Raw genomic sequence first — 22,632 nt, forward strand, 5'->3', positions numbered from 1 at the left:
TTCGTCTTGTCCCGATACTTCCACTATCATGTTATGTACGTCGGCATGATCAACATTATGCTGTTCGTGCCCTGGATTCTCATTCAACACCGATTTAACGGTTCCATCTCTTCGATCGCTTTGGTCATACCGGTCTGCACGGTTCTCTCCTACATCGCAATCGCGTTGTTCCGGCGTTTTCCCGGGATGGGGCTTCCCGAAATTCTTCTTGGCAACACACCTCGGGCGTTTGCGCTGCTAATCATTTTTCTTACAGCTATCTTCTGGTTTGCCGCGGGCATGCTCGTCATATACGCTTACGCCGCGACGATCCAGCAATTTTTTAACCCGGACATGAATCCTTATTTGTTCTCCGGCCTTATGGTCGTCGCGAGCATCTGGGGTTCAAGCCGTTGCACCCGCTCCGTTCAATTCACGACGGAGATCGTCCTGCTTTTGTCGGCGCCGCTTATTATCGCTATTTTGCTGAAGGCGCTTTTCAACCGATGGCTGGATTGGAACGCCATTCGCGTCGTCGCCGGATACGTTCGCACGAAACCGTCGCTCATCTCGTTCAGCGCTGCATCCCTCGTTTTCGCTGGCCATAACACGCTCGTCGTGTTTAATCGCATGATGCCTCCATCGGCAAAAATTCGCAACCGATGGATCATTCCGCTGTTTTGCACTTTTTTCCTGCTTGTGTCCGTATTCGTTCCGATTGGGTTTCACGGCACGGTCGGCGTCTCCCACTATATATACATATGGAGCATCACCGCGGACTCTATGGTGCTTGAATACGGTTTCGTCTCTCGGGTGCTGTATATTTTCCTCCTGCTCTATACCGCACTTTCGCTGCTATTCGCAATGAATACGTGGCATACGGCGATGGAACTTCTGAAAAGCTTACGCAAAGGGCATAAACCTGTTGTCGAAGAATATCCCGTCAAAGCCGTCAATTGGTGGATCAACATCGCATTCGGCGCGGCGGCGGTCGGGTACGGGATGTGGGCGAACGAGAGGCGCAACGAGTGGGTCAGCCAAAGCTGGCTTAACATCAGATTGTTTTCGGACATCGCGATCGTTTCTTTGCTGGCTTGGCTCGCGTTTCGGTCGTCGAGATCCGGATACCGAGCCAGGGCAAGCGATGGGGGCGGAACATCCGCCGATTCATGAAAGGAGGCGCAGCCGTTGTGATTCTGAGATGGTTCGCTACGGCGGCGATGTTATTGGCATTCGCGATGCTCGGAGGCTGTGGTTTCAAAGACATCGACAAACGATTTTTCGTCGTCACGATGGGAATCGATCCCGGAAGCCAACCGGACACTGTGCGTGTCACTCTCAGACTGGCAATTCCTTCCTCGAAATTCGAAAGCGGGGTGGCGAAAACGGAGATTGAGCAGGAGGAAGCGCCGACGATCGCCGAAGCGGTACGCCATATTAAAGCGCTCGTCGACAAGGAACTCGATTTCGGCCATTGCCGCGTATTCCTACTCGGCAAACCTCTGTTGGAGAGGGGGATCGATGAGCCGATGGAATGGTTGCTGCGACGACGTGACGTTCAATCGATCTCTTTCGTCGGCATTGCGGAACCGGACGCCAAAACCGTGCTCAGTCTGCGCCCGGAATCGGAACGTTATCCGGGAAATACATTGTTTCTAACTTTCGGCAATGAAGGAACGGCATCCTCTTACGTGATGACCGAGTTTATATTCGATTTGGCTAGACGAATGTCGGAAACGGGGAAAGACCCGTATTTGCCGATCGTCCAGATCGACAAAGACCGCAATTCCTACCGCGTCGACAAAGTCGCTTTTCTGGACAAAAAAAAGCTGCGTCTCATCCTAAGCCCGGAGGAGACGCAACTGTACAACTTGTCGGGGCCGCGTTTCGGTCATAACGTGCTTGCTGTCCCCGTTAATGGAACCCGCGTCGTCATGTCGTTGATCAACATCCGCACTCGTGTTCGAATTGAAGGAGGCGAGAAACCCGTTGTCAGGTTTCGCGTTAGTGCCAATGGCGTGATGGAGGAAATGCCTATCCACTTCATGAAAGGAGATATACAGAAAATCGAAAGAAAAATGGAAACCCAATTCAACGAAGAACTCGAAAAGCTGCTGCGCAAAATTCGCGATGCCGGCGTCGACCCGTACGGCCTCGGTCTGCGGTACTTGGCGAGCATTTTGGGCCGAAGCAAAAATTGGGAGTATTGGCAGCAAAATTACCCATACGTCGACTTTCAAGTGGAAAGCAAGTTTTCGATCCGGGAAACAGGCTTGATCGATTAACGTCAACGAGAAAGCGCATTGACATATGTCGGACGCGTCACCGGATGGTCATACGTGTTGTTATCCGAATCTACGAGCGCATCGTCCCCATTCATGGCGACAAGCACTTGGGGCGCCCCGGTCGCTTCGGTCAACGTCAACACGAGCGCATCCATCATTTCCGAAGGAACCGGAGATTTCGGTGCCCACTCTTCCGATTTCAGCGAGACGTCAACGGTGTCCGCAAGTTTCGTGAGTTTCTCGATCGATAAGTCGGAAGTGAGCACCGCCTTCAAAGGCGTTGATGGCAACGGCCCCGCGATCAATTGCTCGAGCGCTGCTTTGGCGGGGTCGGCTTGGCGGTTTATGAGACGGGTGACCGGCACGAAGTAGCCTTCTCCGCCTTTCGTTTGCGCCGAGAAATAAAGCGTAACACCCATGGAACGGCTCAATTCGACGTCTGCCCTTGATTCGATATTAATGCCGAAGCCGCGGGTAAGAACCGTATCTACGGGAAGGTGGGAAGCCGGCATTGCACGGATCGGCTTGCCGCCTACGGACAATTTTACTTTGTCAACACCCGGCAATTCGGTTAACGTCCAGACGAGTGCTTCGATGACTTTACGTTCCTGCTTGGCTGGAATTTGGGAGAACGGAGCGGCGAAATCGACGGAAATGGTATCCTTGATCTGCTTGACGGAATTCGTTGCAGTCCCTTCAGGCAACACTGCCGTGAATCCCGGCGGCAATTGGTCGGTCAGTTGTTTGTTCGCAGTCATCCAGGCGATTGCTTGTTCGGCGCTTGTAGCGGCCGAGTCTTGCGAGCCTCCCGTGCGCAGCGACATTGGGGCGAGGTAACCGTGCGAATCGAGCAAGTACACGGTGACGACATCGCTTGGATCACCGGGCGCGGATGCGGCTTCCGCTTTTTGCAGCATCGATTGCTCGGCGGCGGTAGGCGGAGGGTCGATGCTTTCCGCGGCGTTCTTTGCGGGAGATCCCCCGAGCCCGCATGCCGACAGCAGCGGAAGCAGAGCGAGAAGCAGCGCCCATTTGCCTAACTTTTTTCGTTTGTACAGCTTTGTTTTCATCATGGATTCCTCCTGTTCGAATAAACCGTTAAGGTGAAGCTCCATTTCGTCTTCACCGGAATTGTAGTACTATGTATACGAGCCCTTGGGACAAATATGTATGTTTGTCCCGCATGATCAATCATGACAGAAGCCTGACGGCTTCGGAAAGAGGTGCGACCATGTCCCAACCTAACGTATATCGCCTGAACAGTAAGGAAGTCGCGAAAGCGACGGAAGACTGGCTAACGAAACGGGGAGTCACCAAGGAGCAGATCGGACAACTCGTCATGCTGCTGCAAAAAGATTATTTCCCCGAATTGACGCTCGCCGAGTGCGTATTGAACGTCGAATCCGTCTTGTCCAAGCGGGAGGTGCAGAACGCTGTCCTGACTGGCATCCAGCTCGACATGCTGGCTGAAGAAGGAAAACTGCTGCCGCCGTTGCAAAATATGATCGCTTATGACGAAGGGCTGTACGGCTGCGACGAGGTGCTGGCGCTTAGCATCGTAAACGTGTACGGCAGCATCGGGTTCACCAACTTCGGTTATGTCGACAAGCTGAAGCCCGGTGTTTTGCGGAAATTAAACGATAAAAACAGCGGCGAAATTCATACGTTTCTCGACGATATCGTCGGCGCGATCGCTGCCGCTGCTTCAAGCCGCATCGCTCATCGCAAGCAAGCGGAACGCGAAGAAGCCGCCGAAGCGGGCAGCGGAGAGTAAGGCGAGCGGTTGCGGTTAGTCCAACTAATCGTCTGCTCGGAGTCGCTTTGGCGGGCCGTAGTTGCACAAAAGACAACTAACTTCCTGCTCGAGGCTCCGTGGGCATGCCGTAGTTGCGCAAAAGACAACTGACTTCCTGCCCGAAGCTTAGTGGGAATACTGTAAATGCGCAGTTGCAGAAGTATAAAAATAACGCCGATTTCTCGGGGGCAACCCTGAAAAATCGGCGTTTGCATTTTGTTCAAACAACAGTAGTTTCGTCCAGACCGACTAGTCGGTAGAAGATCCGCTTTGCTCCCGCCTCTGTCGCACCCTCCACCCGGACGGCTGTGCCCCGGCGCACCATGTGCTCGAGATGAGCGATCGTCTCCGCCAAGGCGAACCTTAAGTTGTGCGTATTGCCGCGAAGCCGCGCGCCGAATAAGAGCTCGCATACTTCGAATGCGGATTTATCACTGTCATCTCCGTCTGTGAGCAACTCCGCCATTTTGCGGAGTCGACGCTCGTGGTGTTCAAGCAGTTCAACGACTCTTCCCCGATAATCTCGAAACGGGTCCCGATGGCCGGGATAAACAAAAGTAACATCAAGCGGCTCCAGCTGCCGCAAACTGTCCAAAAAAGAGCCGAGCGGGTCCGGATCTCCTCCCGGCATCCAGCCGATGTTCGGCGAAATATCCGGCAGCACCTGATCCCCGCATAGCAACTGCCCGCTTCCCGCATCGTGGAACAGCAGATGTCCCGGAGCATGTCCTTCCCCGCCGTGGATGCGCCACTCGATTCCGCCCATCCGGAACGTTTCGCCGACGCCGAGCAACTGAATGTCTGTCGGCCTAGGCGACACTTTCGCCGCAAATCCGCTCATATGCGCCAACATATCGTCGATGAGCGCCGCATCCAGCCCATGCTCGATGAGCGCATTCGTCAATTCTTGCGAGAATGTCTCGTTGACTCCCCACAACCGCTCCGCGTAGTTCAGAGCTACTTGCGACATCCATACCGTAGCGCCTGTCTTCTGCTGGAACCAACCGGCCAATCCGTAGTGATCGGGGTGATGGTGAGTTACCACGATCGAGCGAATGTGCCCCCATTCGATGCGATTTTCACCCAGAACATTTTCCCAGAACCGCTCGATCTCCTCCGTCCGCAAACCCGGATCGATCAGCGTCCAGCAGGTCTCTTCTCTTTTCAGCCCATCCTCGTTCCCCATCTCCGGCAGCAAATAAGCATTCACCCATTTCAAAGAATAGGGCAGCGGCACTTTGACTTGAAGCCAGCCGTTCCCAAGCCTCGTAACCGTTCCATCGCCGAATCTATCGTTCATCCGGATCCCCTTCCGTCCATCGCTCTTGTTGTCTGCTGCGCAATCGCCCATTCTCGCGTCGCGACTGCGATTCATTTTCCCGCGTCAGCACTCGCATTGTTCCATCATAACATCGTTCGACGCCAAGTCCCAATCCCTCTAGGTCAATCACCGATAAATATCTGTCCTCATACAATGGAGTATTCTCGCTAGCCCTCGGGAAAGAAGCCTAGGAGAGCCTTCGTCACGTCACGACGACATTCGCAAGGTGGAAGGAGCACCCCACATGTCCACCCCGAAAATCGACGTCCAGGTCATCAGTTCCGGCATACTGTCCGACGACGTCTTGATGCTGGGGGAGTCCTTGCTGAAGCAGTGGAGGATCCCTGCACAGCAGCATCTCGTATTGCAATTCGGTTCATTCCGCCATGCGGTCACGATCGTCCCCGTCCCCCGTTACGAAGGCTTGCGCATCAGCCAGACGCTTGCAAGGCGCATGGGCATTTTCTCGGGTACCCCTCTTCGCCTGCAATATCAGGCGGCCAGCAGGACGCTCGCGCTGGGCCCTTTAATCGGCGTACTCATCAGCCGCGACAATCCGGAGCAATCGGAAAAACCGTTCGGGGACATCACGATGTTCTGCCGGGAACTGACCGACGCCTGCAGAAGCCAGGGGGCATACGTGTACTTCTTCACGCCGAACGCGATCGGGGCGAGCCTGACGACAGTAGAAGGATGGGTTTACTCGAAAGGCTGGCATCGGATGCATTTGCCGGCACCTAACGTCGTGAACAACCGTCTGACATCTCGCAAGCTCGAGAACCGGCCGATCGTGCAGCAGTTCATTCGGGAAATCAAACACCGATACGGCGCGCATGTGTTCAACGAAAAGTTTCTTGACAAGTCCGAAGTGTTCGACGCGCTGAAGAGGGACCCGACCTTGCAAAAATACTTACCCGAATCCCATCTGCTGCAAAACTATACGATGCTCAAAAGCATGTGCTCGCGTTACTCCTCCGTATTCCTAAAACCGGTCAGAGGCAGCCTCGGCAAAGGCATCATTCGGCTGACCCGCATCGGCCCGGAAAATTGGCAAGCGTCATACGCGACCGTCAGCGGCACGAAACGTCAATCGTTCACCAGTCTCGTCAAGCTTTTCTCGTCGATCGCCGGCAAAATGAAAACCGTACGCTATTTGATCCAGCAAGGCTTGAATCTGATCGAAGTCGGCGGACGGCCCGTCGATTTCCGGGCGTTGACGCAGAAAAATGCCACCGGCAAATGGGCGATCACCTCGATTGTCGGCAGAACGGCGGGCAGCCAACATTTCGTATCCAATCTGGCTCGGGGCGGCACGCTGTCCACAGTCAAGGAAGCGGTCGCCAGGTCCAATCTTCCCGCCGCCCAGCGGGGAGACGCTTCTGCGCGCCTGTCTAAGGCGGCACTGGACATCGCCCGCGGCGTAGATGCCTATATTCCGGCTCATTTCGCCGAACTCGGCATCGATCTGGCGCTCGATTCGGCCGGACGCGTATGGCTGATCGAAGTCAACTCGAAACCGTCGAAGAACGACAATACACCGCTTAAGGAAGGAAAAATCCGTCCGTCGGTACGGATGATCATCCAATATGCCAGATATATTTCCGGTTTTTAAATTCAACTCCGCCGCTCCAGACGTCCTTGGCATCCTCGTCTCTGAACGCGACATGTTGCCTCCTTTCGCCGAAAATGCCTTTCTAAGACGGCTCGACCGTATCGGAAAAAAACGAAACCTCCGTATCGTGGCATTCGCGCCGTGGACTTGGGATCGCCGCGACGGTACCGTCAAAGGCTGGACATGGGCGGACGGCGAGAACCGCTGGGTCTCTTCCCGGCAACCGCTCCCCGCCGTCGTCTACGATCGGACGTGGCCGGAGACGGATGACGAGAAGCGCCGTTGCCGAGTTGCGCTGCGCCGCATTCGGGAAAACACGAAGCTAACTCTTTTGAACGGGCGTTTACCGCACAAAGGCAAAGTATACGAATCGCTCGCGGCCATCGGGACGCTACGTAAGCTGATTCCGCCGACCGCCTTGTACCGCGGACCCGATTCGCTTTCCGAATGGCTGGACGCTTACGGCAGAACCGCTTTCCTGAAGCCGATTGCCGGCAGCAAAGGACGGCGAGTCGTCGCCTTCACCGAGCGGAGGGACGGGACTGCGACGCTTACGGGAAGATTGAACGACAATCGTCCTTTCCACATTGAAGCTGCGAATAGGCAGGAGGCGATTGCGCGGCTCGACCGCTGGATCGGCGAGCGCTCTTACCTGATGCAGCCGCTTCTTGAACTTCGCAACGAAGAAGGCGATCCGTTCGACCTGCGAGCCTTGATGCAGAAAGATGCCGATGGCCGCTGGACGCTCACCGGCATAGCAGCCCGGCTCGGGGCGCCCGGCAGCGTAACCGCAAACTTGCACGGTGGCGGAACCGCAGCTCCAGCGTTGGCAACGCTCGCCCGGCAATTCGGAGATGTTCGCGGAAGGAAGTTGCTTCGCCAAGCGACCGATGCGTCGTTCACGATTGCTTCAGGCCTGGAAACATCGTTCGGACGAATGGCCGAAATCGGTTTGGACTACGGAATCGACCGTAACGGGAAACTGTGGTTTTTGGAGGCGAACGCCAAGCCCGGACGCTCAGCCATGGCATCCGCAGGAGCGGGCGCCGCGCGCGCCGCCGCCGAGCGGCCGCTGATCTACGCCCAATCTATCCTGCTTCGACTTGCGACAACCGACAACCGCCAATCGGCATGCGCCGATAGGTAACGGTTGCTCACTTGCGACAACCGACACGCGGCGAGCGCCGCTGGGTATCGGTTTGCGCTTTATCTGGGAGGTTCATTCATGAGTTTGACAATCTGCAACGTCCATTTCACGCAGCAGCCGGAACGTATCGTTTGGTTTTCGAGCCCGCTTGCGAAGCTGCTTAAGCTCGGCGGACGCAAATCGATCAACGTCAAGCTCGGCAAAGACACCGTTCCCGCCACGGTGCGGACGATCAACCGCAAAGGCAATCACGTATACATGTCCGCTGGATTGCGCCGTTCCGTCCGAGTCCCGAAATCCGGCAACGTCTATCTCGCCAACGAAGAAGGCGACGATATCCAGCTTGGACCGTTAATCGGCGTACTGACTGACAATAGCACGCGTTCATCGACAGCTCCTTTCGGTGAACGTACCGGTTTCGTGAAACAGCTGCTCCTCCTCGGGCAGAAGAAAGCGTATTTCTTCGCTTTCACTCCGCGCGATATCAACTGGCAGCAAGAGACGATCCACGGCTGGTTTCTCGATGGCGGCGGCGGTTGGACGCGGCGGGTCGTTCCGCTGCCTGACGTCGTGTACAATCGGTTGCCAAGTCGGCGCGCCGAAACAGGGACTGCGATCGCGACTTTAAGAGAGCGGTTCGTCCGTAAGCGGATCCCCTATTTTAACTGGAGCTTCTTCAACAAATCCGACGTTTATACGATGCTCGACAACGACCCGGAGGCACTTCGCCATCTGCCTGAATCGGTCAACAATCCAAGCCCCGATAAAATCAAAGAACTGCTCGAGAAGCACCAGTTCCTTTATTATAAGCCGACCGCAGGCAGCCTTGGCGCTGGCATTTACCGGCTTACCTACCACCCTCGCAAAGGATATTTCGTCCGCTACCGGGATGGTCGGGGCAACGTGCTTCTTCGATTCAGTCAGTTTACCGGTTTGATGAAAATGCTCCGTTCTCGTCACGGCTCTCAATTAAACGGATACGTCGTCCAGCAGGGCATCCGGCTTATCGAAATCGAGAATTGTCCAATCGACTTCCGATTTCATATGCATAAAGATGGCCGCAACGAATGGGTCGTCGCCGGCATAGGCGCTAAGAAAGCCGGTAGAGGAAGCGTAACGACGCATATTAAGAACGGCGGCTCCCTTATGACGCCCGAGCAAGCGCTCAGTCGCACTTTTGGCTCTAAAGCCGACGATGTGCTCAAAGAAGCGAAAGCGGTAGCGATCAAGCTGTCCGAAGCGATCGAGCGCAACTATTCGCATACGCTGGGAGAGCTTGGGCTCGATATCGGCATCGACCGCGACGGCGCGGTATGGATGTTCGAAGCGAACGCCAAGCCGGGCAGGTCGATCTTTAAGCATCCCGCATTGAAAGAGCAAGGCAGAGCTTCGCTCGAGTATATTCTTGATCACTGTCTATATTTGAGCAAATTCCGCAGGAAGGAAGATGCGTGATGCTTCTGAAACTCCCCCCTGCGAATGTCGAATCGACTGAAGCGGCGGCCGATAAACCGGTCGTCGCGATTTTGACCATTGAAGACGATATTCAATTGTTCCGCGGCAACCGCAGCAATTTCGCGGATTTGATCCGCACAGGCGAAAGTCTCGACATCGTCACGTACGTCGTGACGGTGAAGCACTTGAAACTGGGCGCTCCCCGTGTTCTCGGCTACTCTATTCAACCGGGCGAGGACGTGTGGATTTCTTCCTGGTACCCGCGTCCGACTTTCGTCTATAACCGGATTCCTCAACGGGAAGACGAGCGCCAGCCTCATGTGAAGAAGAAGCTGGCCGCGTTGTCGCGGAGGACGGATGTTCGGCTGTTCAACCGGCGTTTTTTCAACAAGTGGTCGTTGTTTCAATGGTTAAACGAACACAAAACGACGAAAGCCTACATTCCCGAGACGAAGAAGTTGACGGATACCTACGTGCTGAGCAGCCTGCTGAAAAAACATAAGACGCTGTACTTGAAACCGGTCAGAGGCAAAGCTGGCGTCGGCATTATGACCGCATCGGTTCAAGCCGAGAAGAAGCTGCCTTATCGTCTCCAGATGCAAGAGGAGAAAGGCAGCCGGACTTTCCGCTGCGCCACAATGCGCAGACTGTGGGATCGCATCGTTAAGCAATCGGCCAATCTCGGTGAGCCCTATATCGCGCAGCAGGGCATTTCGCTCGCAGCCGTGAACAGCCGGCCGTTCGACTTGCGGGCGCTCGTGCAAAAAAACGGTACCGGTCAATGGGAGTTGTCGGGCGTAGGAGCCCGCGTCGCCGGCGATTCAAGCATTACGACCCACGTGCCGCGCGGCGGATACATCGATGACCCGGAGAAACTTCTCGTGTCTATTTTCGGGAAAGAGAAAACCGCCAAAATGCTCTTTAAGGTACAAGCGGCAGCGGTCACGATCGCCAAACAAATCGAACGTTCCTGCCACAACCGCCTTTGCGAGATGTCGATGGATCTCGGCGTAGATTCCGACGGTCACGTTTGGTTTTTCGAAGCGAACTCGAAGCCGATGAAATTCGACGAGCCTCACATCCGCGTCAAGTCGCTGGAACGGATTTTTCAATATAGTCAATATTTGCACCGGTTGAAGCAAACCGCCAAAGGAGGCACGAGCAGTTGATGCCGATTGGCCGATCGTCTGCGCCTGCCGCTTTCTTCTTCCATCTGTCGACTCACCCTCGTCCCGAAGCTGGAGGTAACCGCGCATGGCCAAACCCGTTCTAGGCATTCTCACCTTGTATTTGAACGAGTCCAGAAAACTAGAAGAACGGCCCGTCTACGCGAAAATGATCGCAGCTGGCCGTAAAATCGGCATTTCCGTGTTTGTATTCACACCGCAAGACGTCGACGACGACGAAAGCAAAATCCACGCCCTCATTTACGATCCCGATACGAAAATATGGAGTCGGCGGTGGGTTCGCTTTCCCAACGTGATTTACGACAGATGCCGTATCCAAAAAAGCGAGCGGTTTCGGCAATTGCTTGCATTCCGCAAAAAATACGCTAATCTGCACTTCTTGAACCGGCCATTGCGCAACAAATGGACCATCTATCAGACGCTCGCCAAAGTGTCCGCTTTCCGCCCTTTTCTTCCGCTTACACGCCCTTTCCAGTCGTCCGACGACGTCGTTCAAATGCTTCGCAAATTCCCGACCGTGTACTTGAAACCGATCAACGGCACAGGAGGCCGGGGCATTCTGCGTATCGACCGCACGAAAAACGGCGGCTTCTTGCTCCAAGGCCGCAACCATTCACGGGCAATCGTGCAGCCGCGCAAAGTTTCTCGCAGCGGCATAACGTCCGCATTGTCCGATTGGGACACTCGCGGTGACCGCTATATCGTTCAGCAAGGGCTTAACATCAAACTGCCGAACGGACGCGTGCACGACTACCGCATGCTCATTCAGAAAAATGGATCGGGCAACTGGCAAGTGACGGGATGCGCAGGAAGGATCGGGCCGTCGCGTAGCATTACTTCGAATTTGCACGGCGGGGGCGAAGCCGCCTCCATGAACACTTTGCTGCGGCAATGGGTCGACGACGAGGCGGACATCGAGATCATTCGGGAAACTGCGGAAAGCTTCGGCATTCGCGTCGCCCGTTATCTTGAAGCGACTTACGGCGCCCTGTGCGAGCTGGCGCTCGATCTCGCCATCGACAAGGGCGGCAATATATGGCTGATCGAAGTTAATCCGAAGCCTTCGAGGGAAGTATTCAAGCTGGCCGGCGAACAATCAACGTACCGCAACGCCATCATAAGGCCGATCGAATACGCATTGTGGTCCTACAAACAGCGCATGCAACATCGGAGCAACAAATCGTCCCAAATGTCCGATGCCCGTTGGGAACCGGACGAAGAGGATATCCCCGAACAACCTTCCATCGAGAACATCATCAATGAATATGATTATTCCCGAGCGTAATGCGTATCGCGGCCCATCGCTCAACGGATCCAGGCATTAGCCCATGCCAAAAGGGGCATCCCGTCGAACTGTGACGGGATGCCCCTCTTTGCAATAGGGATTACGGCAGCAATTGCAAAATTTCCTTGAAGTCGCGAATAACGGCATCAGAACCGTCCAATTCGCCTTCCCTGCGAAAACCCGCGTAGTCGCAACCGACGACGTACAAGCCATTGCGCTTGCCTGCTTCCACATCGGACGATCTGTCGCCGACCATCCATGCAGAAGTTAGGCCGAATCGATCAAGCAGCAATCGGACAAGATCGACTTTGCTTGCCGTCTCGTATTCCCCGGCACTATAGGACGCCTCGAACAGATCGCCGATTTCCCTGCCGGCCGGAACGCCTTTGACGTAATCCTCCAACCCATTGCTCGCAATAAACAATCGGATGCCTCTGCCCCGCAGCTCGCGCAGCGTTTCCGCGACATCCGGGTACAAGATGCCGCACCCTGCGGCCAATTCCTCCATCTCGTATTGCAGCAGCAAGGCGTTAGCCCTCTCGTGCGCTTCCGGCGTTCCTTCCGGCATGACCCGCTTCCAAATATCCGATAGCAACATGCCAAGCGAGCCGAGCAGTGTGTCGATCGGAGGTGTCGGCAACGCATAGAGATCTTCTTCCCGAAGTGTTTCGAACACGCGGCGGTGCACCGTCTCGAGCAGCGTCTCCGTTTGAAACAGCGTGCCGTCTAAATCGAATATCATTGCCTCGGGCATGCCGTGCGGTTGTGTAAATTTGTTCATGAGCGTCTCCCTTGAAATCTTGTCTATAGTTCTACGATAAGCGTCTCCTAACCAGTATAGCAAAAAAGCCCCCTGGAAGGAGGCTCAGAACGTAAACGGAACTATTTGCGGCCACAAGCCATTTCGTACCTGCGGATTTTCCGAAAGATCGAACGGTCCGGCAGTTTGCGGAATATATACGGATCGGGGCTTGTATTCACCTCGATGATCCAGGGCTTCAGCGTTCGGTCAAGCCCGATGTCCAGCCCGACCTCGCACACTCTCGGATACCGACTGCGCATAGCGACTCCCGCGCGGATGCCTAGCCGACCGAGCGAGCGAAGTTTGGCACGAGCCGCTCGCACGCCCATATAACCGGACAACAGCCTCTCCGCCGCGACTAGCTTTCCGCCTCCGTGATAGTTCGTGACGATCTTCCCTGGCGCGGCTACGCGGCCGATAATGCCCGTCGCCTCCCATCTCCGCCTGGGACTCATTTGCGCCATAATGCGCAAATCGAATCTTCTCCCGTTGTAACGAAGCAAATTAATCCCCTTTTGAATGAGGTATCGCTTTCCGCCAATCGTCGCTTTGATAGCCCCATACAGGGCATCGAACGTTCCAAACTCCCTTGCCCGCGTGCCGAGCTGGTACTTGTACCGGCCGCCTCCGGATTGAACTCTCATGACGCCTTTTCCGTGCGTACCGACTACCGGTTTGACGTACACCATGCCATGTTGAATCAGCATTTCCCTAAGGCTTGAACGGCCGAACTTGACCGTGCGGGGAATAAGCGGCCTCAGCGCGCCGTCCGTCCGCAGCGCCAACGTTTTTTTCCACTTGCTGCCCACATGTTGAGCCACGGTCGCATTCCTCCCGGATACGCATAGAGGAATTTCAAAAAGCTCAATTTTGATCACGAAGCTTTTTGAACACTCACTCACGCATTGAACGTTTCGCATCCAGTGTATGTGACGACTCGTCTCAAGGGGACAAAATCAGGCGAGCGTCGTCTATAACAGCGATCGGCAGTTCACCTCCGGTCCCGACGACGATAAAACGCAATACACAAAGCAAGCCATGTCAAACTCGCGGCATAACCCCCAATGACATCGCTCGGGTAATGAACGCCGAGATAGATACGGCTTATACCGATCATTAGCGTAATGCCAAGGCCGAGCACGATAAGGAGCCCTCGAGTTAATGCCTTGTCCGCATGTTTCCACAGCAGAAAAACAAGAACGCCGTATAGGCTGAACGCTGCCATCGAATGCCCGCTGGGAAAACTGAAACCTGTCTCTTCCGCGAGCCTATGAATCGTAGGCCGGTCGCGCCGGAACAACATTTTTAACGCAACGTTCAGCAGCGCCGAGCCAATGACGACACCCGCGAAAAAAAGAAGCTCGCCGCGATGCTTCAAGAAAACATAGAGAACGATCATCGCCGCCACAGTTAAGACGACAACAGGAAGGGTCGAACCGATGAACGAGAAAAATTTCATGACCGAAGTCAGCATTGGCGACTCGCGGCCTTGAACGGCCTCGATGATCCGATCGTCGAACCAAGCGATTCGATGCCAGCCGACCAGAGAAGCGATCACCGCGAAAACGAGTAAACTTGCAATAGCAAGCGCGAATGAACGCGCAAATCCATTTTGCATCACTTTTTTCGATTGCATCCGGGTAATGTTTGAGCTCCTCCTTACCATTCACGAGCATTAAGGGAAATGTCAGAGATCCCCTGGCGTCTATTGTTTCCTTTTCTAAGCCAAAACGTGCATGCTCGCTTTCTCGACGCGGTTCCGTCCTTTGCGCTTCGCTTCGTATAACGCCTCGTCCGCTGCCCTGAACAGCCCTTCCGGACTAACCGAGTCGTTCGGATACGTCGCCATTCCGATCGAGACGGTAATAATACCGCCGGAAGGCGTAACGTTTCCAGCAGCGAAAGCGCGGATTCTCTCCGCATCGCCATCCGTCTCGTTGACCCCTTCGCTTGGTATGAGCACAACGAACTCTTCCCCGCCGAACCTGCAAACAATTCTGTCTTCCCATAGTAGTCGACGCAAGGCGTCAGCGAGAAACTTCAACACTTCATCACCGATATCATGCCCGAACGTGTCGTTCACCTGCTTGAAATGGTCCAGATCGATCACCAGAAGAGAGAACGGTCTTCCATCCGCGATCCATGTTTTCAGAACGCGGTCCATCGTTCTACGGTTATGAAGCCCTGTCAGCGGATCGGTACCGGCTTCGGCGAACAGATCGTCATACTGCAGCCGGAAATGTCTGACCGCCCTGCCGAAAGCTTTATGTAGCTCGTTCGCCTCAAAATTCATGCCGTGAATGCGAGGCAGCTCGTCCGCCGAACTGTTTCTCGGAGAAAGCTGAGAGGCGAACGCCGCCAAGCCGGAAAGCGGCGCGGACAGTTTGCCCGTAACCCAATAGATCAGCGCCAGCAAGACGAGCATGACCGGTATCATATACATCATGATTTTCCCGACAAGCAGACGCGCGGACTCCAAAGCGACCCGCGTCGGCGTCTGTGCGACAATGCCCCAGCCGGGTTCGCGAATCGATGCGAAGCTGGCCAGCATGTCTATGCCTGCAGTATTAACGATACGCATACTGCCTTCGTGTCCCGTAATAAGACGATCAATCGCTTTGTTACCGACAACTCTCTCTCCGATTCTTGTGGCCACGGGATGATACAGCAGAGTCCCGTTCGAGCTGACGACGTACGCATAAGTGCCATTTGATACGGAAGGCATGTTGCCGAGCAGCGTCTGGAACAAACTCGTTTCATGCAGACGAATCGAGCCTCCGATAAACCCCGCGTATTGACCTTGCTTGTCCGTGAAAGGAACGCTGACCATGACGATCAACTTATTTCCCTGAACGCTCACATAAGGCTCGGACACAAGCGGTTTGCGGGCTGCAAGCGCTTGCTTGACACCGATCGATTCGACCTTACCTCCAATATTTTTCGGGTCCGCATTGGAGGCCTCGATCAATCGGCCGTCCTTGTCGATCAAGAAGACGGAGTTGAAGTTCGTTTGGCTCCTCTGATAGAAAACAAGCTGGTCGTGCAAATCCGGTCGGCTTAAATCCGCCGTCAGAAATTGTGCCGTTACGTTTAAGCTGGCACGCATGTTTACGAATAAATTATCGACGGTATCGGCAATTTTGTCCGCGTATAATTTATTCGATTGAGTCGTCATGCGAATCAACGATTCTCGTTCGCTCCGATAGGCGACGAATGAAGCGATGGCAACGGTGGAGATGACCGTCAACATTACGATCACGTTAACGATCGTCCGAAGCTTAAATCCTTTCCTCGGTCCCATTGCACCATCCCCCGCTTGCTGCGCTCGTTCGTATACTTCATTTTATATCGAATAATCGACAAAAATCTACTTCATGTTTCGTTGTATCTGGATAACACAACAAAAAACTCCTATGCTCAAGGTAACGATCAAATCACCCGGCAAAGGAGTTCTGTTGGCTAGCTTAACGAATCATGCCGTATTACGTCAATGCTTACATTGGCTTAACTGTCGTTATCCTTATGCGAACTGATCCGGTTAAGGATGAAGCCGACAGCTATTAGTAGTGGATTGCTTGAGATGATCCTACTTCAAGGGGACCGTGCCGTCCCCTTGAAAACCGTACTGGCCTGGTGTATCCCGACAAGAAGAAAGAAGCGAGGTCAGAAATTGCCGCCCCGAGAAAGTCCGCCCAAAATCGAACGAAGGACGCCTCGCTTCTTGCTCTCTATTTCAGGTCGGGTTGATGGTCTATCATGATGGAAGACACCTCTTCTGTCTGGTAGTGGTAGCTCGACACTCTCACTTTACCAAACGAAGCGGTGTTTTTCTATTTTCGTCAAGCTACGTATTCCATCACTTTCAAATTCATATTGCATCTGCTTTTAAGCTGATTTTTGATCTGCGAAAGTTGAGCTAGTAACTTCACTCGAATTCCAAGCAAATGGCTGCAACGGAATAAGGAGTCGCTTCGAATGTTACGGAATCGCCGTTTGCTTGTAGGAAACAGTCAGTAGATAATTTGCATTCGTTCGTATCTACGTAATAAGCGGCCGACACCGGCTTGAACAGACGCAACGTGGCCGTCGTCCGTTGTCCGGCGGTTTCGTAAACGCGCACGATCCATCGTTTGCCTTCGTTTTCCTCCGGCATTTTCACCGCGGACACCGCCACCGTGCCCTCCGTCAGCCGAAGATAGCTTGCATCGAGAGACCGCGTGCCCTCGTGCGGCGATCCGGAAAGCGCGTTGAACGGATGATTAAACCGGTATGCCGTTTCGATCAATTCACGGTCGCCGATCGAATCCGCAACGCATAACGCGAATTTAATCCGGTGATGATTGCCGATTTCCGGATACGGGTCCGGATCGAATGAACTGCGGATTAACGAAATCGACAACGAATCGTCCGTCCCGCGAAAACCGTATTTGTTGTTCGTGACGAGCATGATGGACGGTTTGCCCGTGTCTTGGCGCAGGCCAAGCGCCCAGCTATTGCCCGGGACATCCATATCGAGCGGTTTGCGTACGACTGTGCCAAACGGCACATCGTATTTGTAAGCCTCGCATGCATAGTCAAACGGCCAGTGGAAGTTCAGTTGAGGAACGCTCTTGTCCGCCTTGCCGATTTCGTGCCAGTCGCACTCCACTTCGAAATCGAGGCGCGAACTGCACCTGTCGAGCGAAACAACGACTTTCAATTTGGAATCGCCGAATTCGATTTCGTATTGCAGGGACTGCCGCACCGTGCCTCTTGAGACCATTTTTAATTTCACGTTGCGGTGTACGTTCTCAATGCTCATATAACGGCCAACCCACCATGCGCTCATCCCTTTGCCGGGATCTTCCTGAATAAGACGGAATAGGCCGGCGGGGCGCGCGGCATCGATCAACTGTTCACCCGTCGCTTTATCGATCATCGATACGACGAGCGCATCGACGGGGTGAAACTTCACTTGGAGAAGTTCGTTTTCCAGCACGTATTCTTCCTCTCGGTCTACCCGGGGGTCGGTCGGCAGGAACGGGGATACCGATCCTGCGCCTTCCGAAACGGTGTAGGTGCTGTACCCGCATGCCGGCGCTTTGGCATGTATGAGCAAACGCATGTAGTGATGTCCCCAATATTTGTTATAGCCTTGATCGATCATTTGATGTACCGCTTCATTACCCTTGCTATCCTTTACAACGATCGCTTTGTTCGGGTTGTTCCAATCCCAAAGCACGAACTCTACCGTCTCTTCACGGTCGTATACGGAAGGATTGAAGAAATGAACGATCCGCGTGTTGCCGCGGCCGCGCTCGACTTGAGCGATCTTGAAATCGCCGACGCCATAGCCGACGCCCGCGCCCTCCGACACCGTCAGCTTATCTCCCGAGCCTTCCAGCATCGACGTATCGATTGCAGCGGCAATGCTTTCAAGCGCCAACTTGCGGTTCGTACTCGCGATCGCCATCGTATTTTGAAACAGTCCGAGCGCATGTTCACGGGTTTCGAGTACGCCGGAGCCGGGGAGTATATCGTGAAACTGATTGAACAGCACATTTCTCCACGCTTCCTCGAACGACGCTCCCGGATAGGCGGCGTTCGCGGCGACCGCCGCCGCCGAGCTGAACGTTTCCGCTTCGTTTAATGTCGCTTCTCCGAACCGGTTTGCCGTCTTAATTCGTGTCTGGGACGTATAGCAACCGGTAAAGACGAAGTTTTGCTCGCCGTTCACGACTGGCAGCTTGTCTGCGATCGATTCGACGAGCTTATAAAACTCGCCGTATGTACCGAAGCGAATGTTCGGATAAATCGGCCAACCGTTCATATCTATAAGGCGCTCCAAATCCCGCCTTGTCGGACCGCCGCCGTGATCGCCGACTCCGTAAACGTTCAAATACGTTTTCAAGCCGGTTTGGCGGCATATTGCCGGAACGTACGATCCGAGAATCGGTTGGGCGTAATCGTTATACCAAGTAGGTTCCCGGTAGACAATGACCGATTTGCCGGACGGTGCCACCCAACGATATAAAATGCGTTCGTCGTTTCCGCGGCAATGATAGTAAAATTTGACGCCGCCATTTGCCAGAATTTCCGGAACATTAACGCTGTGCCCGAAGGTGTCCGGTTCGAAATCGAGATTCAAGCTCTCCGGATCGATGTCGAGCAACTGAGACAAATACCGTTTCGTATAAAGCAGCTGTCGGGACAAACTCTCGCCGTTCGGCATGTTTTTATCCGCTTCCACCCAATGCGACGCCGTCACTTCCCAGCGTCCTTCCTTGACCCGTCTTTTGATTTCCCGTAACATTTCCGGCGCGTATTGCTCTACGATCCTATAAATAGATGCCTGCGATTGGGAAAATTTAAAATCGGGGTACTCGTTCATTAAATTCAGCATCGTTCTGAACGTATCCAAAGTAACCGCTACCGTCTCATCCCAGGACCACATCCAGTTCATATCGATATGGGCATGCGCCGCGCAAATGATATCGTAGCTCTTCGCTTCCGAAGCCACGCTGCTCAGCATGCTCTCGGCGAGCAGCGCCGTGCGGCTGACGATGGCGCCTTCCTCGGCGATTGTACTTTCCACGAAAGCCAGCGCCGCTTCAATCGGTTCGTCGTACTTGCCGCCTTCCACCTTGGAAACTTCATAGGCGAAAACCAATTGCGATAATATCCGTTCACCCCAGTAGCCGGGTTTCGATAAAATTTTTTCATCGAAATAGCTTTCTGGCGTTTTCCCGAGAAGATTCCTGAGTCGAGATTCGATCGATTTCATCCGATATCCTCCAATCGCTGACTAACCCTTTACGCCGACCATTGCAAATCCTTGAACAAAATACTTCTGCAGCCATAAATAAACGACGATGGGCGGAATCATCGCAACCGTCGATATCGCGAAAATAACGGGATAATCCGGAGCCTGCCCGGTCGCAAATTGCCTCGACAACAGTAAAGTCACTCCCGTGGCGATCATTTGTTTATCCAGACTATTAATCGCGACGAGCGGCCACAAATAATCGCTCCAAATCGCCACGAACGTAATGATGGTGCCCGCAACCAAAATCGGTATAACCATAGGAAGATAAATCCGGAAAATTCTGCGAAAAACGCCGGCCCCGTCCACCCGAGCCGCTTCTTCGTATTCGTAAGGGAGCGAGTCCAACATTTGCTTCATTAAAAAAAGGCAATATAACGTGATATATCCGAAGAGTCCTCCCACCAAGAGCGACCCCCAAGAATCGATCATCCCATGGCCGCCTTGCCCCAACCAATTGTTTCCTCCCGCTAACGGCCAACGGGCAAACAACAAGTAGGTCGGAATAAGCGTAACCGTCGAGGGAATCATCATTAGCGTCAGCAACATGAGAAAAACGGCGTTCCTCCCTTTAAAACGAAGCTTAGAAAATACATAGCCGACGACGATCGCGATCAAACCGGTCATGGAAATAAACCAAGCGGCCCTTAGCAGCGTATTGATAAAAAGCTTATACATTTGAGGATTTCGAAACGCTTGCGTGTATCTTTCGAAATGCCATTCCGTAGGGAGCGGTACGATTAAAGTCGAATAATAATCTTTTTGCGTTCCGACGGATGCCAGTATTTGAAACAAAAAAGGGTAGAACATTATCAAGCTGCCTAGGAAAAGCACCCCGAATATGAGAAACGTTTCGAAAAACGAACGTTTGTGCGCCACTGAAATCTTCCTCCCGATAACCCCTCTATGTGATGCTGCGCTGAGAATTGCGATATTGGATGATCGAAAACGTTAAAGTCGCAAGCAGCACCATTACAGAAGACGCGCTCGCCATTCCGAAACTGAATCCTTGAAAAGCGTCTTGATAGATGCGATACAAAATAATATTCGTCTCTCCGTTCGGTCCCCCGCGAGAAATCAACTGAACAGGCTCGAAAATTTGAAAGCTTCCTATAATGCCCGTAATGAGCACAAACATCGTAATCGGTCGCAGCGACGGGATCGTGACGTGCCACAACATCTTCGGTTTGCTCGCCCCGTCTACCCGGGCCGCCTCGTACAACGTCGTATCTATTCCCTGAAGGCCCGCCAAATAAATCACGACCGTTCCCCCGACGCCTTTCCAGACGGTAAGGAGAATGATCCAGAAACTCATCCATAATGCGCTTTTCTGAAATATGATCGGCTCTAACCCGAAACGGGTCATCATTTGTTTCAACAATCCATCTACCGGATTAAGAACGGCAACCGCCATCTGCGAAACGACGGCGAAAGGGACGAGCGCCGGCAAATACCAGATCGTGCGTATCGCCGCGCTGCCGATCACTTTAAGATTCAAGAGAACGGCAATCAAAAATCCGAAGACGGTCGAAAAAAACAAACAAATGAGACCATATGCCCCGGCCCTAAGAAGCGATGCCACGTAATCGCCTTGCGTAAAAAACGCGGAATAGTTTTTTAGGCCCGCCCACACGGGAAGGTCCTCTACCCCATTCCATTCCATAAACGATAAATAGATAACGAACAGAGCGGGAAAAATCGAAAATATCGCAAAGCCCAGCAGCACGGGCGATAAGATCGCGTAACCGATAATTCCGTCCTGATTGCGGCGCAATAACACCCGAAGGCGAGAAGACGATAACTTACGCGGCTGGCTCATTTCAAGAAATCCTCCGATGTATGCAATGAAGTATGTTTCTCAACGCTCTGAAGCATATTCCAAATGGAGATGCACCAGAGAAGTCCGGCTTGTTGTTGGCCGAGCAGCGTAAAATGTTCGCTGTGGAGCTTGTCCGCGCGATGCAGACCTATGCCACCCAAAATATCGGTATCGGGTCCTGGTCCAAAACCCGGCATAGACCAAAGCTCGTTAATCGCCGAGCGGATCCAGCCTTCCTCCTCCGGCTTAATGTAAGCCGTTGGATGGAATGTCGATTTGGCGGGCAACCAAGTGAATGAGAACCCTAGCTTATCTTCCAAAGAAGATTTAATGGACAATATTCGGCTCTTATATACATCCGTAGAAGTGGACTCGATCACGTCGGATTCGCCTTGCTGCCATAACAGGCCCCTAAAGGGGCCTGCCGTTTCTCCGGCGTTGACCAAATTTTCGTACAGTCGCTCTCCGGGCAGCCATTGTCTGGATGCCGTTGCGCCAACCGCTACGTTTACCATTCCGATCGGCACCCTGATTAACGACAGCAAGCCGTTCATCGCCGCCGGCCATATCGACCCTTTGAGTCTCGTATCATTGTCGTTTCTCTCAAGAACGCCAGGCTGCGGGTCATTGGCGATTCTCCATTCTCCCGAAATGGGGTCAAGCGCGCTGATTCTTCCTTCAGGATCTTCAATGCGCAAGATTTCGTCATTGCAGTTCTCCGCATAAGATTGCCCCGCGATGACAAAGACTTCTCCGACGCCTACGGGTTCTACGGCCGACGAGATCGACGCGTTGCTCATCCCGTCCGTATACCGCAATTCCAATCGGTACCACCCTCCGGCAGGAACCGCGACTGTAGCGTTAAACATCGCTTCCGTCCAATCCGCGTCCACGGGAATCCAGTCGAACGCGGTTCCGAACGCATCCTGAAGAAGCAAAATTCGAGCTTCCAGTTTTCCTTTCGGTCGATCTGCTTCAATGCCCGAAATCGTGCCCGAAACCTTCATGGCTCCGTGCCCTAAGCAAGGACCTCCGGGATAATTAGCATAGGCCTTGGCCGGGTCGTAACCGAACCTTTGAACGACCTGATAAGGCATTGGCCGAGTAATCGTAATCGATAAAACATCCAATAGTCTTCTCGCC

General features: G+C 53.6%; 18 protein-coding genes. 8 read left to right on the forward strand and 10 right to left on the reverse strand.

Annotation, left to right across the window (positions count from 1 at the left end; translation table 11 throughout):
• Positions 1 to 6: 6 nt before the first annotated feature.
• Both ACFPOF_RS05200 and ACFPOF_RS05205 read left to right on the forward strand, forming a co-directional pair.
• Positions 7 to 1,152 carry a hypothetical protein gene (locus ACFPOF_RS05200; protein WP_378130275.1) on the forward strand — a complete coding sequence of 382 codons (1,146 nt, stop codon included), beginning with the start codon at positions 7 to 9 and terminating at the stop codon, positions 1,150 to 1,152.
• A gap of 17 nt (positions 1,153 to 1,169) precedes the next feature.
• The gene (locus ACFPOF_RS05205; protein ID WP_378130277.1) at positions 1,170 to 2,264 is read left to right on the forward strand and encodes a Ger(x)C family spore germination protein; all 1,095 of its coding nucleotides are present in this window, start codon (positions 1,170 to 1,172) and stop codon (positions 2,262 to 2,264) included.
• A gap of 2 nt (positions 2,265 to 2,266) precedes the next feature.
• Here ACFPOF_RS05205 and ACFPOF_RS05210 read toward each other — a convergent pair whose 3' ends face one another.
• Positions 2,267 to 3,337 carry a GerMN domain-containing protein gene (locus ACFPOF_RS05210; RefSeq protein ID WP_378130279.1) on the reverse strand — a complete coding sequence of 357 codons (1,071 nt, stop codon included), beginning with the start codon at positions 3,335 to 3,337 and terminating at the stop codon, positions 2,267 to 2,269.
• Positions 3,338 to 3,495: 158 nt separating this feature from the next.
• Between ACFPOF_RS05210 and ACFPOF_RS05215 the strand changes: the two genes are divergently transcribed.
• Entirely contained in the window at positions 3,496 to 4,038 is a 543-nt protein-coding gene (locus tag ACFPOF_RS05215; protein WP_378130281.1) for a phosphatidylglycerophosphatase A family protein, read from the forward strand.
• 241 nt (positions 4,039 to 4,279) lie between these two features.
• Here the strand turns inward: ACFPOF_RS05215 and ACFPOF_RS05220 are convergent, their stop codons facing one another.
• Positions 4,280 to 5,359, reverse strand: coding sequence for an MBL fold metallo-hydrolase (locus tag ACFPOF_RS05220; protein ID WP_378130283.1), 1,080 nt, complete (start codon positions 5,357 to 5,359; stop codon positions 4,280 to 4,282).
• A 265-nt stretch (positions 5,360 to 5,624) separates the two neighbouring features.
• On the opposite strand from ACFPOF_RS05220, the gene ACFPOF_RS05225 reads away from it, so the two are divergent.
• The 5 genes from ACFPOF_RS05225 (at position 5,625) to ACFPOF_RS05245 (ending at position 12,066) form a co-directional block, all read left to right on the forward strand.
• The gene (locus tag ACFPOF_RS05225) at positions 5,625 to 6,992 is read left to right on the forward strand and encodes a YheC/YheD family endospore coat-associated protein (RefSeq protein ID WP_378130285.1); all 1,368 of its coding nucleotides are present in this window, start codon (positions 5,625 to 5,627) and stop codon (positions 6,990 to 6,992) included.
• Positions 6,967 to 8,139, forward strand: coding sequence for a YheC/YheD family endospore coat-associated protein (locus ACFPOF_RS05230; RefSeq protein ID WP_378130287.1), 1,173 nt, complete (start codon positions 6,967 to 6,969; stop codon positions 8,137 to 8,139). Before ACFPOF_RS05225 ends, ACFPOF_RS05230 begins: the two co-directional genes overlap by 26 nt.
• A 78-nt stretch (positions 8,140 to 8,217) precedes the next feature.
• Positions 8,218 to 9,594 (forward strand): YheC/YheD family protein, encoded by a 1,377-nt coding sequence (locus ACFPOF_RS05235; protein WP_378130289.1) that lies wholly within the window; start codon positions 8,218 to 8,220, stop codon positions 9,592 to 9,594.
• Entirely contained in the window at positions 9,594 to 10,763 is a 1,170-nt protein-coding gene (locus ACFPOF_RS05240) for a YheC/YheD family endospore coat-associated protein (protein WP_378130452.1), read from the forward strand. The genes ACFPOF_RS05235 and ACFPOF_RS05240 overlap by 1 nt, the downstream gene beginning before the upstream one ends.
• Before the next feature lie 85 nt (positions 10,764 to 10,848).
• Positions 10,849 to 12,066 carry a YheC/YheD family endospore coat-associated protein gene (locus ACFPOF_RS05245; RefSeq protein WP_378130291.1) on the forward strand — a complete coding sequence of 406 codons (1,218 nt, stop codon included), beginning with the start codon at positions 10,849 to 10,851 and terminating at the stop codon, positions 12,064 to 12,066.
• A gap of 100 nt (positions 12,067 to 12,166) precedes the next feature.
• Here the strand turns inward: ACFPOF_RS05245 and ACFPOF_RS05250 are convergent, their stop codons facing one another.
• The 8 genes from ACFPOF_RS05250 to ACFPOF_RS05285 form a co-directional block, all read right to left on the reverse strand.
• Positions 12,167 to 12,847 carry an HAD family hydrolase gene (locus ACFPOF_RS05250; RefSeq protein ID WP_378130293.1) on the reverse strand — a complete coding sequence of 227 codons (681 nt, stop codon included), beginning with the start codon at positions 12,845 to 12,847 and terminating at the stop codon, positions 12,167 to 12,169.
• Between the two features lie 101 nt (positions 12,848 to 12,948).
• Positions 12,949 to 13,689 carry a YheC/YheD family protein gene (locus tag ACFPOF_RS05255; protein ID WP_378130295.1) on the reverse strand — a complete coding sequence of 247 codons (741 nt, stop codon included), beginning with the start codon at positions 13,687 to 13,689 and terminating at the stop codon, positions 12,949 to 12,951.
• Between the two features lie 170 nt (positions 13,690 to 13,859).
• Positions 13,860 to 14,486 (reverse strand): phosphatase PAP2 family protein, encoded by a 627-nt coding sequence (locus ACFPOF_RS05260; RefSeq protein ID WP_378130454.1) that lies wholly within the window; start codon positions 14,484 to 14,486, stop codon positions 13,860 to 13,862.
• A gap of 102 nt (positions 14,487 to 14,588) precedes the next feature.
• Positions 14,589 to 16,169 (reverse strand): sensor domain-containing diguanylate cyclase, encoded by a 1,581-nt coding sequence (locus ACFPOF_RS05265; RefSeq protein ID WP_378130297.1) that lies wholly within the window; start codon positions 16,167 to 16,169, stop codon positions 14,589 to 14,591.
• 624 nt (positions 16,170 to 16,793) lie between these two features.
• Positions 16,794 to 19,631: a glycoside hydrolase family 38 N-terminal domain-containing protein gene (locus ACFPOF_RS05270; protein ID WP_378130299.1), complete on the reverse strand. Its 2,838-nt coding sequence runs from the start codon at positions 19,629 to 19,631 to the stop codon at positions 16,794 to 16,796.
• Between the two features lie 21 nt (positions 19,632 to 19,652).
• The gene (locus ACFPOF_RS05275) at positions 19,653 to 20,549 is read right to left on the reverse strand and encodes a carbohydrate ABC transporter permease (RefSeq protein WP_378130301.1); all 897 of its coding nucleotides are present in this window, start codon (positions 20,547 to 20,549) and stop codon (positions 19,653 to 19,655) included.
• A 25-nt stretch (positions 20,550 to 20,574) separates the two neighbouring features.
• On the reverse strand, positions 20,575 to 21,489 hold the full coding sequence (locus ACFPOF_RS05280; protein WP_378130303.1) for a carbohydrate ABC transporter permease: 915 nt from the start codon (positions 21,487 to 21,489) through the stop codon (positions 20,575 to 20,577).
• On the reverse strand, positions 21,486 to 22,619 hold the full coding sequence (locus ACFPOF_RS05285) for a sialate O-acetylesterase (protein ID WP_378130305.1): 1,134 nt from the start codon (positions 22,617 to 22,619) through the stop codon (positions 21,486 to 21,488). Before ACFPOF_RS05285 ends, ACFPOF_RS05280 begins: the two co-directional genes overlap by 4 nt.
• Positions 22,620 to 22,632 lie beyond the last annotated feature (13 nt).

This window comes from Cohnella soli (assembly GCF_042655525.1).
Lineage (GTDB): Bacteria > Bacillota > Bacilli > Paenibacillales > Paenibacillaceae > Cohnella > Cohnella soli.

Bases quoted from the DNA above. Each gene is read 5' to 3' on its own strand.
- ACFPOF_RS05210 (WP_378130279.1), bottom strand. From the start codon at position 3,337: ATGATGAAAACAAAGCTGTACAAACGAAAAAAGTTAGGCAAATGGGCG.
- ACFPOF_RS05215 (WP_378130281.1), top strand. From the start codon at position 3,496: ATGTCCCAACCTAACGTATATCGCCTGAACAGTAAGGAAGTCGCGAAA.
- ACFPOF_RS05220 (WP_378130283.1), bottom strand. From the start codon at position 5,359: ATGAACGATAGATTCGGCGATGGAACGGTTACGAGGCTTGGGAACGGC.
- ACFPOF_RS05225 (WP_378130285.1), top strand. From the start codon at position 5,625: ATGTCCACCCCGAAAATCGACGTCCAGGTCATCAGTTCCGGCATACTG.
- ACFPOF_RS05230 (WP_378130287.1), top strand. From the start codon at position 6,967: ATGCCAGATATATTTCCGGTTTTTAAATTCAACTCCGCCGCTCCAGAC.
- ACFPOF_RS05235 (WP_378130289.1), top strand. From the start codon at position 8,218: ATGAGTTTGACAATCTGCAACGTCCATTTCACGCAGCAGCCGGAACGT.
- ACFPOF_RS05240 (WP_378130452.1), top strand. From the start codon at position 9,594: ATGCTTCTGAAACTCCCCCCTGCGAATGTCGAATCGACTGAAGCGGCG.
- ACFPOF_RS05245 (WP_378130291.1), top strand. From the start codon at position 10,849: ATGGCCAAACCCGTTCTAGGCATTCTCACCTTGTATTTGAACGAGTCC.
- ACFPOF_RS05250 (WP_378130293.1), bottom strand. From the start codon at position 12,847: ATGAACAAATTTACACAACCGCACGGCATGCCCGAGGCAATGATATTC.
- ACFPOF_RS05260 (WP_378130454.1), bottom strand. From the start codon at position 14,486: ATGCAAAATGGATTTGCGCGTTCATTCGCGCTTGCTATTGCAAGTTTA.
- ACFPOF_RS05265 (WP_378130297.1), bottom strand. From the start codon at position 16,169: ATGGGACCGAGGAAAGGATTTAAGCTTCGGACGATCGTTAACGTGATC.
- ACFPOF_RS05270 (WP_378130299.1), bottom strand. From the start codon at position 19,631: ATGAAATCGATCGAATCTCGACTCAGGAATCTTCTCGGGAAAACGCCA.
- ACFPOF_RS05280 (WP_378130303.1), bottom strand. From the start codon at position 21,489: ATGAGCCAGCCGCGTAAGTTATCGTCTTCTCGCCTTCGGGTGTTATTG.